At 65.5% G+C, this 11,614-nt stretch carries 9 protein-coding genes; 2 read left to right on the top strand and 7 right to left on the bottom strand.

What is annotated here, in order from left to right:
- Nucleotides 1-58: 58 nt before the first annotated feature.
- From E7V67_023525 to E7V67_023515, 3 genes are all read right to left on the bottom strand, one after another.
- Nucleotides 59-1,567 carry a DUF3369 domain-containing protein gene (locus E7V67_023525; protein WUR12631.1) on the bottom strand — a complete coding sequence of 503 codons (1,509 nt, stop codon included), beginning with the start codon at nt 1,565-1,567 and terminating at the stop codon, nt 59-61.
- 127 nt (nt 1,568-1,694) lie between these two features.
- A complete protein-coding gene (locus E7V67_023520) occupies nt 1,695-2,537 on the bottom strand; it encodes a DNA-formamidopyrimidine glycosylase family protein (GenBank protein ID WUR12630.1) in 843 nt (280 codons plus the stop codon).
- Between the two features lie 135 nt (nt 2,538-2,672).
- Complete coding sequence (locus E7V67_023515; GenBank protein ID WUR12629.1) at nt 2,673-4,652, bottom strand: DUF839 domain-containing protein; 1,980 nt, start codon at nt 4,650-4,652, stop codon at nt 2,673-2,675.
- A gap of 128 nt (nt 4,653-4,780) precedes the next feature.
- Between E7V67_023515 and E7V67_023510 the strand changes: the two genes are divergently transcribed.
- Nucleotides 4,781-5,278, top strand: coding sequence for a DUF3016 domain-containing protein (locus E7V67_023510; GenBank protein ID WUR12628.1), 498 nt, complete (start codon nt 4,781-4,783; stop codon nt 5,276-5,278).
- A gap of 6 nt (nt 5,279-5,284) precedes the next feature.
- Here E7V67_023510 and E7V67_023505 read toward each other — a convergent pair whose 3' ends face one another.
- The 3 genes from E7V67_023505 to E7V67_023495 form a co-directional block, all read right to left on the bottom strand.
- Entirely contained in the window at nt 5,285-5,728 is a 444-nt protein-coding gene (locus E7V67_023505) for a thioesterase family protein (protein ID WUR12627.1), read from the bottom strand.
- Between the two features lie 186 nt (nt 5,729-5,914).
- Entirely contained in the window at nt 5,915-6,670 is a 756-nt protein-coding gene (locus E7V67_023500; protein WUR12626.1) for a transporter substrate-binding domain-containing protein, read from the bottom strand.
- 49 nt (nt 6,671-6,719) lie between these two features.
- A complete protein-coding gene (locus E7V67_023495) occupies nt 6,720-7,430 on the bottom strand; it encodes a dienelactone hydrolase family protein (protein WUR12625.1) in 711 nt (236 codons plus the stop codon).
- A 189-nt stretch (nt 7,431-7,619) separates the two neighbouring features.
- Here E7V67_023495 and E7V67_023490 point away from each other — a divergent pair, with 189 nt between their 5' ends.
- Nucleotides 7,620-10,496, top strand: coding sequence for an EAL domain-containing protein (locus E7V67_023490; protein ID WUR12624.1), 2,877 nt, complete (start codon nt 7,620-7,622; stop codon nt 10,494-10,496).
- Here E7V67_023490 and E7V67_023485 read toward each other — a convergent pair.
- A complete protein-coding gene (locus E7V67_023485; GenBank protein WUR12623.1) occupies nt 10,493-11,491 on the bottom strand; it encodes an alpha/beta hydrolase in 999 nt (332 codons plus the stop codon). The two genes, E7V67_023490 and E7V67_023485, sit on opposite strands and share 4 nt — an antisense overlap.
- Nucleotides 11,492-11,614: the final 123 nt, after the last annotated feature.

Below are 11,614 nucleotides of genomic sequence, written 5' to 3'. Positions count from 1 at the left end.
ACTGAGGTGACTGACCCCGCGGTTGGACACGAGCCCGGCTGTTGTTGGAATGGGAAGCTTAGTCCGGGAAGCGCTCGTTGATCGCCAGCGCCTGGTCGATGTTCTGGATCAGGAGCTCGACGAATTGCGGGTCGAGGTGGTGGCCCGCCACTTCGCGCAGGTGCTCCGTCACTTTCTCGACCGGCCACGCGTCCTTGTAGCAGCGCTTGTGCATCAGGGCGTCGAACACGTCGGCCACGGCGACGATGCGCGCGTACAGGTGGATGTCCTGGCCTTTCAGGCCCTGCGGATAACCGCTGCCGTCGTATTTCTCGTGGTGCTGGTGGGCGATGACGGCGGCCGCCTTCAGGATCGGGCGTTGCGAGCCGTCCAGGATCGACATGCCGACCGTCGGGTGCTGCTTCATGATTTCCCATTCGGCCGCATCGAGCTTGCCGGGTTTGAGCAGCACGGAATCGGGCGTGGCGATCTTGCCGATGTCGTGCATCGGCGCGGCGTGCTTCAGCACCGCCGTCTCGTCGTCCGGCAGGCCGGCCGCCTTGGCCAGGATGTGGCAGACCTCGGCCATGCGGCGCACGTGGTTGCCCGCTTCGTTGGAACGCGATTCGACGACGTCGCCCAGGCGCAGGATCAGCTCGGCCTGGGTGTCCGTGATCTCCTGGTTCAGCAGGATGTTGTCGAACGCGATGGCGACGCCGCCGCAGAAGATTTCCAGCAGCTTGGCATCGACCTCGGAGATTTCTTCGACGCCCTTCAACACCAGCAGCGAGGCCTTGCCGCTGTTATCGTTGGGGAAGTAGCCGACATAGGTGTCGCCCTCGATGCGCGAGATGCGGTTGCTCTTGGCGTCGTCCAGCTGGGCCAGCAGGGCCGGCGTCAGCAGCGATTCCTCGTCCTCGCCGATGCGGGCCAGCACCTCGTAGTCGCTTTCGCCCGTGATGGCGGTGGCGGCGCGCAGGCGCAGCAGCATGCTCGTCTCCAGGCGCAGCAGCGCCACGACCTGCTGCAGCAGGCCGTTGGCGAAGTCCTTCAGATTGCGTTGCTGGAAGATGTGCGCGGAGGCCGCGATCACGCGCTCCAACCCTTCGCGGTAGTGCATTTGCTGCTGGCGCGCTTCCTCGACCTTCATGATGTCGCGGTAGGCGCGCAGCGCGGCAAAGGTCGTCGTGAACAGCTTGGTGCGGTCCAGCTCCGTCTTTTCCTTGTAGTCGTTGATGTCGTAGTTGACGATCACCCGTTCCTCCGGCGCCTGGCCGGGCTGGCCGGTGCGCAGCACGATGCGGGTGAACTGGTTGTCCAGGTCCTCGCGCATCCAGCGCGCCACTTCCAGGCCGCTGTCTTCGCGCTCCATCACCACGTCCAGGAAGACCAGGGCGATGTCCTTTTCGCGCGCCAGCACTTCCTTGGCTTCGGCGCCGCTGTAGGCGTGCAGGAAGGTCAGGCCGCGGCCGTCGAGCCGGAAGCGGGTCAGCGTCAGCTTCGTGATGTCGTGGATATCGGGTTCGTCATCGACCAATAATACTTTCCAGGGAGGCAGCTTGGGCGAGGCTGAGGACAGGAATGACATAAGGCGAATTTCCGCTAGTGGACGCGAGGGACTGGGGCATGGCGCCACGCGGTCATGAGGCGCGGCGATTTGATTGTAGCTGCGCCTGGTGGTATTAACAACGGGTAATAAAAGTTTCGCTACGGCTTTACAACACCTCGCCGTATCTTTTCTGGCAGCGTTCGCACCAGAAGGTCCGGCGTTTGGTCTTGCCGAGATGTGCCTTATGCAGTGCAATATTGCAGCGAGGGCAAATGCGCTTCGTATGTGCCAGCCAGTGTTGTTTCAACACGTAGGCCTTTTTCCATTCGAGAAATTCAAAACTGTATTGGCGGGCCTGCTTGACCAGCTCGCGCAGTTTCGTCGCAGGCAGGGCGCCGATCGTCGATAGCGGGTGGATTTTCAGCCGGAACAGCACTTCATTTTTAATAATATTGCCGACACCGGAAAACACGGTCTGGTCCAGCAACGCGTCACAGGCGAGGGTATCGGGCATGGCGCGCAGCTTTTTCAGCGCCAGCGCGGGTTTCCATTCATCCGCCATGACGTCGGCCTGCCATTCGTAGGCCTCGTCGAGGTCGCCCTCGATCGTCTTGACGGAGCAGGTATAGAAATTGAGCTCGCCGCCTTCCTCGAAGGCCAGCGACAGCCGCGGCGGGCTGTCTTCCTTGCGCTCGTCGATGCGGTAACTGCCGAACATCAGGAAGTGCACGCGCAGGCTGTAGAGCGGCAGCTCGATCAGGAAATGCTTGCCCCAGGTGCGCACGGAAAGGATCGGCTGGCCGGGCAGCTCGTCGAACGGAACGGCGCTGCTGTTGCCATGCGCCTGGGCAATGGTACGGCCCTCATACGGCTTGGCCAGTTCCTTCAGGATGACGAGAGAGGGACCTTCCGGCATGCTGCGCTCCGCAAAACAACGATAGGCGCAGTCTGGAACGGCAGCCCCGAGCGGGCAGTGCGCGCACGCACATAAAATAGGGACAGACCCCATTTTCCGGGAAATGTTGCCGCAAAAATGGGGTCTGTCCCCAATTCTTTTGCAATAAAAAAACCGCAGGCAGCTTGCGCTGTCTGCGGCAAAGGATCAGCGGCGGTCGTGAAACCGACGCATCAGGACACGGTTGGATCAGCCCAGCACCGGCAAGCCCGTCAGGTAACCGACGGCGGCGCCATAGCCGTCGCGGTAGTTGGCCTTGATCAGCGGGTCGAGCGTGTTCGCCACCTTGGCGTGCAGGCCCTTCAGGTTGCCGCTGGCGTCTTTCGACACGTCCCAGTCGCCGGCGTGCTGGAAGTTGCTCATGATGTAGGCAAAGCCGTTGATGTCGTCGACGGCATGCAGGCCCGTCGATTCGGCGCCGGCCGGGTTCGACAGCACGCGCACCAGGCTCTTGGTGTCGACGTTGTATGCCCACAGGAAGTTGTTGACGTGCGTGCTGGAGTCCTCGCCGATGAACAGCGTACGCAGCTTTTCCGAGAACTTGATGTTGTCCGGGTTGGCGACCTTGTCGGCGTTGGCCTTGTTGCCCAGCGCGTCCGGCGTGGCCAGGTCTTCCGACAGCAGGGCCGGCACGGCCGCCATGTCGACCGGCACCCATTCGCTGTTGATGGCGGCGCCCGTGGTGTCCTTCTGGCCGCCCTTCATGTTCAGCGCGTAGACGGCGCCGGCGCTCGGGCCCTTGATCGAAATGCCGCCCGAGCCGTCCTTCATCGCCGAGCCGATCGATGCGATGGCGGAGTAGGCGATCTTGTCCTTGGCGTTGACGGTCGTGCCTTCCATCTTGGTGAAGCCCAGGCTGCCGCCCTTGAGCGCGGCGTAGCGGTGCGTTTCCAGGAACGCGGCGGCTTTTTCCATGCCCGGATTCAGCTTGACCCAGTTCGACTTGCCGCTGTACGGGATCTTGGTGTATGACGCATCGGCCGGGTCGCTCGTCTTGACGCTCATGATGTCGGCCGCCTTCAGCTTGTCGGCTAGCGCCTTGACTTCGGCGCTGGTGGCCTTGCCCAGCAGGATCCAGCTCAGGTCGGCCGAACCGCCATTCTCCGCCGTCTTCTGGTTCCACTTGGCGACGTACAGCGCGCCGGCGGACAGGTCCTGCGCCTTGTCCGCGACGAACATGAACAGGCCGCCGTTGGTCCAGTCGTCACCCATCAGCACGGTACGCTCGTCCGGCATCACCTGCACCAGCTCGTGCGAGATGCGGCCCAGGCAGTAGTGCTTCTTGATGCTGCCGGTGCCGTCCGGATTGACGGTCACTTCCGGCAAGTGGCCGTAGTGGTACGGATTCGCCTTCTTCGGATCGCCGTACAGGTTGCTTGAAAAGCCCTGGAACTGGGTGTCGCTGTCGACGACGGTGGCGTCCGGCTCGTATTCCTCGCTGGACAGGTGGGTGTTCCACGGCGAGCGGCTGGCGCCGCAGGTGATCCACAGGCCGTTGGCCGGGCTGGTATCCACGTTGTGGTATTTCACCAGCGACAGCGCGCCCGTGGTCTTGTCCTGGTCCAGCGTCAGGATGGCGATCGGCGACGGCAGCATGCCGTACATCGAATCGCCCTTGACGTTCTTGCTGGTGTACTCGAACTGCACCACGGCAAATACCGGATTGCCCTTGACGCCGTCCACCTTGGCGTTGGCCAGCTTCAAGAGCGAGCTGCCGTCCGGGCAGTCGGAGAAGAACTGGCGCTGGCCGGCGTCCGTCTTGTCGAGGATGGGCTTGTTGTTGATGTCGTAGTAGCCGCCGGCCAGGACCGTGCCGCCGCTGCCGTTCGGCACCATGGCGCCCGTGATGAAGAATGTCTCGTATTTCAGCGTGTAGTTCTGCTTGGTGCCGTCGCTGTAGGTGGCCGACAGCGTTGAACCCACCGAAGTCGTCGCCATCTTGGCGGCGTCGGTCAGGGCCGGGGCCGGCATCGCGCCGAACGTGACCGAGGTGACCGTGGGCGGTGGCGTGACCGGCGTCACCGGCGTCGTCACCAGCGGCGCATCGTCGCTGCCGCCGCAAGCCGACAGCAGCGAGGCGGCGGTACTGGCGCCAGCCAGCGGCAGCAGGGGGGCGCCGGACAGGAATTTGAGGATGCGGCGGCGGGACGAATCGTGATGCTCGGACATGAAGGCTATCCTGGGTTGTTAAGAATGCCCGCATCTTAGTTGCGACTTGTTACACCTTCGTGACAGCGGAAACCATTGCGCCTGGCCGGCGGCGTATAGTGAAGCCATTGGATTGGAAAGGACCCATCATGAAAGCACGCAACGTATTGAAGTGCCTGGTACCGGCGCTGGCCCTGCTGGCCGGCGCCGCGCAGGCAGGCGTGACGGTCAGCTACGTCAAGCCGGACGACTTTCTCGACATGCCGCGCGCCGAGCGCGACCGCGACCAGATCCTGAAGGATCTCAGCGCGCATTTCGTGAGCCTGGGCAAGGAACTGGCGCCCGGGCAGGTGCTGAACGTGACGATCACCGACTTCGACCTGGCCGGCCGGCTGGAGCCGCGCCGCTGGGCCGTGGACGAGATCCGCATCATGCGCGGCGGCGCCGACTGGCCGCGCATGACGGTGAACTGGTCGCTCGAGCAGGACGGCAAGGTGGTGAAAGGCGGTACCGACGAGGTGTCGAACATGATGTACCAGCAACGCATGAACCGCTATTTTTCCAGCGACGCGCTGCGTTACGAAAAGCAGATGATCGACGACTGGTTCCATAAGGCTGTCGCCGACACCCGCCTCAGCAGGCGCTGAGCGGACCTAGTCCAGCCAGTTCACGCGCGGGAACTTGGCGCGGAAGTCGTCCGGCATCGGCACGACCTGGCTGTGCCGGTAATTGAAGAAGACGAAGCCGGACTTGGCCATGGCGACCAGCTTGCCGTCGCTGGGGCGGGTGATGCGGAACGTGATGTCGCCGCCGTATTTGTTGAAGTCCATCACGCCCACCTCGAACAGCAGCTGGTCGCGCGCGTGCGCCTCGGCCCGGTAGGTCGTGGCCAGGTCGGTGACGATGATGCCGGTACCGTCGGCCTCGGTCTCGCGCACGCCGAAGTCGTACAGGAAGCGCGCCCGCGCTTCCGAGATCATCGAGATCATCGAGTCGTTGCCGAGGTGATTGGCGCCGTTGATGTCGGTGACGCGCACCGTCAGCTGCGTCGAAAAGCAGAACTGGTCCTCGGGAAATTCAAGCTTGAGTCTGGCCATGGTGAGAAGGCGCGCGGCGCCCGCAAATAGCATCATTGTAGCCGCTGCGGGCCAGGAGGGATCGCGCCCGGGGAGGCGCGACCCATGCCGGTGCTGGCGTCGAGGAGGCCCGTCAGGGCCGCCGCCCGGCAGGACCACTATGCCAGCCGGGACGCGGCCGGTCTGTACGGACACGCACTCAGCCGTTTAACGGATCGTGTAGCGGTCGAGGAAGTGGCGGAATTGCTCGTCGGAAAACGCGGCCGCGGCGATACGGTCGAAGCGGGCGATGTCGGCACGGTCGGCCTTGAGCGAATACGCCATGAAGAAACGGCGCTCCGGCATCGGCAGGCGCACGAGCCGGATCGGCACGCCTTCCTGGCGCGCGTAGTATCGGGGCGAATATTCGTTCTCGAAAAACACGGCATCGAGCCGGCCCGCGCGCAGCTTGCGCAGGTTGGCAGCCTGCCAGTCCGTCACGGCCAGCGTCTGCCAGTGGATGTCCACCCGGTCCAGCCCGGGCGGGATGGCGGAGCCGGCCACCCAGCCGATTTCCATGCCGGCCAGCGCCGGCAACGCGGGCACGCGTTGCAGCGGACTGTCGCGCCGCACCGCCAGGTGCGGCCGGGTACGCAGGTAGGTCCAGCCGAAGGTGCCGATGCCGGGGCCGCGGTCGGTGGCGCCGCTGGTCAGCAGCAGCACGTCCAGCGTGCCGTTGCGCAGGCTTTCCATGGCCCGGCGCAGCGACGTCGGCGGCATCCATTGCAGCGGCACGCCCTGGCTGACGACCCGCCGTTCCAGGAACTCGCGCAGCGCGCCCCGCAGCGGCGCGTCGGCCGTGCCAACGATCAACGGTGCCACGACAAAGCCGCCCACGCGCAGCGGCGCCGCGCCGGCGCACGCTGCGCCAAGCAGGCATGCGGCCAGCACACACCGGCGGAGCAGGATGGGCAAACGGGTCATGGGCGAATTTTAGCCCAGCCGCGTCAGCTCAGCAGGAAACTTGCGGCCCTTACTGCCGCGCTTCCTGATTTTCGCTCAGGAACAGCAGGGTATGCCCGCGCGCTTCGGCCGCAGCGCGCTGGTGGTAGGTGGACCGGTGCGAGCAGTTGAAGCCGTGTTCGGCGTCCGGATAGATGTGCAGCTCCACGTTGTCGCGGTCGCCGAACTTTTCCGCGATGCTTTTCACGGCATCTGGCGGGATGTGCTGATCCTTGCCGCCGAAATGCAGCAGCAGCGGGATCGTCACGGCGTCGGCCCGGTCGAGCTGGTTCTGGATGCCGCCGCCGTAATAGGCCACGGCCGCGTCGACCGTGCCATTGGCCGCCGTCAGGTAGGACAGCAGGCCGCCGAAACAGTAGCCGATGGACATCACTTTCTGGTCGGCGCCGATGCGCTCGCGCAGCACCTGCACGGTGGCGGCGACGTCGGCCACGGCCTTGCCGGTGTCGGTCTTCTGTTTCAGCTGGGCGGCCTTCTGCCAGTCCGCGTCGTCGTAGCCCAGTTCGATATGGGCGCCCTGGCGCCAGAACAGGTCGGGCGCCAGCACGACATAGCCATCGGCCGCGTACTGCTCGGCCACGGAGCGGATGTGCGCATTGACGCCGAAGATTTCCTGGATCAGCACGATGCCAGGCCCGCTGCCGCCGCGTGGCAGGGCCAGGTAGGCCTGGAAAGTGCCGTCTTCACCTTGCACGTCGATCCATTGGGTGTTGCTGTCCAAAGCATTCTCCTTGTACGGTGGTTGGTCGGGAGGGGCACCGGCGCCCCGCAGGCATCGGCGCAGTATAGCGGCCAACGCCGTACCACGCGCGCCACTGTCGTGTACCGCGGCAGTGCCGGGGCTGCCGTCAGGGCGCGGCAGCATGCTTAAACCATGCTACCCTTCTCGTACCAACCATCTCGTCAAAAGGTGGCCCAGATTTCCGATACTCAACTCAGCCGACAGCCTGTTCGGCGCTGGCCCGTCGCGGCCACCCTGGCGCTGCTGTGCGGTTCGGTGCTGACGGGCCTGTTGTTCACCGGCGTCAGCCGGCTGGAGCAGGACCGTCTCGTGCTCGCCTTTTCCCAGCGCGCGCACGTGCGCGAGTTCGCCCTGAAGGAAGGCATCAACAACGCCATCGACGGGCTGCGCGCCGTCAACCAGCTGTTCGTCAGCCAGCCGGACGTCAGCCGCGACGAATTCCGCCGCTTCACGCAGCCGCTGCTGGATCGCTATCCCTACGTGTTGGGCTACAGCTTCATGCGCTTCATCCGCGCCGACGAGCGCGCGGCGATGGAAGCCTCGCTGGCCCGGCAGGCGCTGGGCGCCCGCGTGACCGAGTTCCGCGACGGCGAAGTGGTGCCGGCCGGCGACCGCCCGCGCTACCGCGTGATCGAATACATCGAGCCGTACCGCGGCAACGAACCGGCGCTGGGGCTCGACTCGCTGTATTCCTCGGCCGACGAGGTGGCGCGCCAACGCGCCTACGATACCGGCCTGGCGACGGCCAGCCCGCTCGTGACCCTGGCACAGGCCCGCTCCACCGTCGGCATGCTGATCTCGATGCCGGTGTATCGCTTCGACGTGGCGCTGCCCGACGTGGACGCGCGTCGCGCCGCACTGGTCGGCGAGACGGCCGTGACCCTGTTGCCGGCCGAGATGGTCAGCAAGATCCTGATGGCCTCGGGCCTGCACCAGGTGCACCAGCAGGCGCAGCGCATCCAGGGCGTCGGCCTGCACGTGTATGCGGGGCCGGAGCGCTCCTCCCAGACCCTGGTGTACTACGCGCCGCCGCCGGAAGGGGGACGCGCGGCGCTGGCGCCGCCGCTGTCCTGGCTGTACCAGCGGCCACCGGCGCCGCTCGACGTGCCGCTGGAGGTGGCCGGGCGCACCTGGCACGTGGTGGCCAGCATGAGCGACGATATTCTCGTGGCCGATCATCTGGCCTCGTTGTCCACCCTGGTGCTGGGCATCCTGACCACCCTGTTGGGCACGGCCTACGTGCACACGCTGGCCACGCGCCATCGCGCCATCGCCCAGCGGGTGGAGGAACGCACGACGCAGCTGGCCGAGGCCAACCGCAACCTGCTGCTGCGCGAACGGGCGATCGAGTCGAGCCGCAACGCCATCCTGATCGTGGCGGCGCAGGACGACTACCCGATCGTCTACGTCAACCCGGCCTTCGAGCGCAGCACCGGCTTCGCGGCGGCCGAGGTCATGGGCCGCAACCCGCGGCTGCTGTACCGCGACGACGTCGACCAGCCGGGCGCCGAGACGATCCGCACGGCGCTGCGCGAGCAGCGCGATGGCAATGCCACCCTGCGCTACTACCGCAAGGACGGCACGCTGTTCTGGAGCGAGACCTACGTATCGCCGGTGCGCGACGAGCATGGCACCGTCACGCATTTCGTCGCGATTCAGCACGACATCACGGCGATGAAGGCCTACGAGACGGAGCTGCACCACCAGGCCACGCACGATGCGCTGACCGGCCTGCCGAACCGCGTGCTGCTGCATGACCGGCTGCAGCAGAACATCGCCCAGTCGGCCGCGCGCGGACACAGCCTGTGGGTGGTGTCGATCGACCTGGACCGCTTCAAGTTCACCAACAGCCGGGTGGGGCACAAGGCCGGCGACCGGTTGCTGCAGCACGTCGCCGAACGCCTGCAGGCGGCAGTACGCCCGATCGACACGCTGGCACGGCTGGGCGGCGACGAGTTCGCGCTGATGCTGCTGCCGGAAGAGGGCGCGGGCAAGCCTTCGGTGGAGCAGTTGCAGCGCGTGTTGGCCAGCCTGAACGGCCCGCTGGTGCTGGACGAGAAGCAAACCTTCATCGCCTGTAGCGCCGGCGTGGCGATCTACCCCGAGCACGGCGGCGACCCGACCATGCTGCTGGAGCGGGCCGACATCGCCATGTTCCGCGCCAAGGAACTGGGGGGCGACAACTACAAGTTCTACACGCACGCGATGCGCGAGCAGCTGGGCGAGCGGGTGCAGATGGAAAGCGCGCTGCGCCAGGCGCTCGAGCGGCGCGAGTTCGTGCTGTACTACCAGCCCCAGGTCGATATCGGCAGCGGCCGCATCGTCGGCATGGAAGCGCTGATCCGCTGGCAGCATCCGGAGATGGGCATGGTGGCGCCGGGCCGCTTCATCCCCGTGGCCGAGGAGACCGGCATGATCCTGCAGATGGGCGCGTGGGTGCTGCGCAGCGCCTGCCAGCAGCTACGCACCTGGCAGTGCGAGGGCCGGCGCAACTTGCGCGTGGCCGTCAACGTGTCGGCACGGCAGATGGCCGAACGCGACTTCGTCGGCAGCGTGGCGGACGTGCTGAGGGAAGCCGGCCTGGACCCGGACTGCCTGGAACTGGAGCTGACGGAAAGCCTCGTCATGAACGACGTCGAGCATGCCATCGCCGTCATGCACCAGTTGAAGAAGCTGGGCGTCAAGCTGGCCATCGACGATTTCGGCACCGGCTACTCCAGCCTGGCCCACCTGAAGCGCTTCACGGTGGACGTGCTGAAGATCGACCAGGCTTTCGTGCGCGACCTCACGGTGGACCCGGACGACGCGGCCATCGTCACCACCATCATCGCGCTGGCGGCGAACCTGAACCTGCAGGTGATCTCGGAAGGGGTGGAGACGCTGGACCAGCTGTCGTTCCTGCGCGAGCATGGCTGTTACCAGATGCAGGGCTATTATTTCAGCCGGCCCGTGCCCGCCACCGCGTTCGGCGCGGTGCTGGACGAGAACGAGGCGCGCCTGGCCGCCGGCGAGCGCGTGCCGCTGGGGGTAGCGCTACATCGCTAGCGGACCGGTTCGAGTGCCTGCAGCAGGGCCCGGTGGAACGCTTCCGGGTCCTCCATCTGCGGCGCGTGGCCCATGTTGGGGAACTCGATCAGGTGCGCCTGCGGGATCTTTTTCGCCGCCTCCTTGCCCAGCACCTTGTAGTTGCCCAGCTTCGCTTTCAGTTCGGGCGGCGCGATGTCGCTGCCGATGGCCGTGGTGTCGCCGTCGCCGATCATCAAGGTCACCGGCACCTTCAGGTTGGGAAATTCGTGCACCACGGGCTGGGTATAGATCATGTCGTAGATCAGGGCCGAGTTCCAGGCGACGATCTGGTGCCCCGGGCCGGCGTTCAGGCCCGCCAGCATGTCCACCCATTTCTCGTAGGCCGGCTTCCAGCGGTTCATGTAGTAGGTGCTTTTCTCGTAGTTGCGCACGCTGTCGGCCGTCAGTTTCAGCTCGCGCTCGAACCATTCATCGACGCTGCGGTACGGTACCCCGAGCGCCTTCCAGTCCTCCAGCCCGATCGGATTGACCATGACGAGGTGGGAGACGGCCTGCGGATACATCAGCGCGAACCGGGTGGCCAGCATGCCGCCGGTGGAGTGGCCGAGCAGCGCGAACTTCGTCACGCCCGCCTTGCGCAGCAGCGCCATCGTGTTCTGGGCCAGCTGCTGGAAGCTGTACTGGTAATGGGGCGGCTTGGTGGAGGCGCAAAAGCCGATCTGGTCGGGTACGATGACACGCCAGCCGGCGCCGGCCAGCGCGGCGATCGACGCTTCCCAGGTGGCACCGCAGAAGTTCTTGCCGTGCAGGAGGACGATGGCCTGGCCGTTGCCGGCACCTTTCGGCCGCACGTCCATGTAGGCCATCTTCATCGTCTGGCCCTGCGAATTGAAGCGGAACTGCTGCAGCGGATAGGGATAGCGGAAGCCCTGCAATTCCGGGCCGTAGGCCGCGGCGCTGGCACTGCCGCCCAGCAGGACGGCCAGGGCGGCGACGGACAAGGATCGAAGCATGGTTCTCTCTCGGCTGTTTCGGGGGACGGAGCGCCAGATAGTAGTGCAAATGCGGCAACTGTGCCGAACGGTTCGGCAACGGGCATTCCGAACAGTTCCGCCAGTCTGGCCGGAACAGAGTAA

It is taken from the genome of [Empedobacter] haloabium, assembly GCA_008011715.2.
Lineage (GTDB): Bacteria > Pseudomonadota > Gammaproteobacteria > Burkholderiales > Burkholderiaceae_D > Rugamonas > Rugamonas haloabia.
The sequence above is the reverse complement of the archived record's forward strand: the minus strand, read 5'-3'. Positions and strand labels throughout refer to the sequence as shown.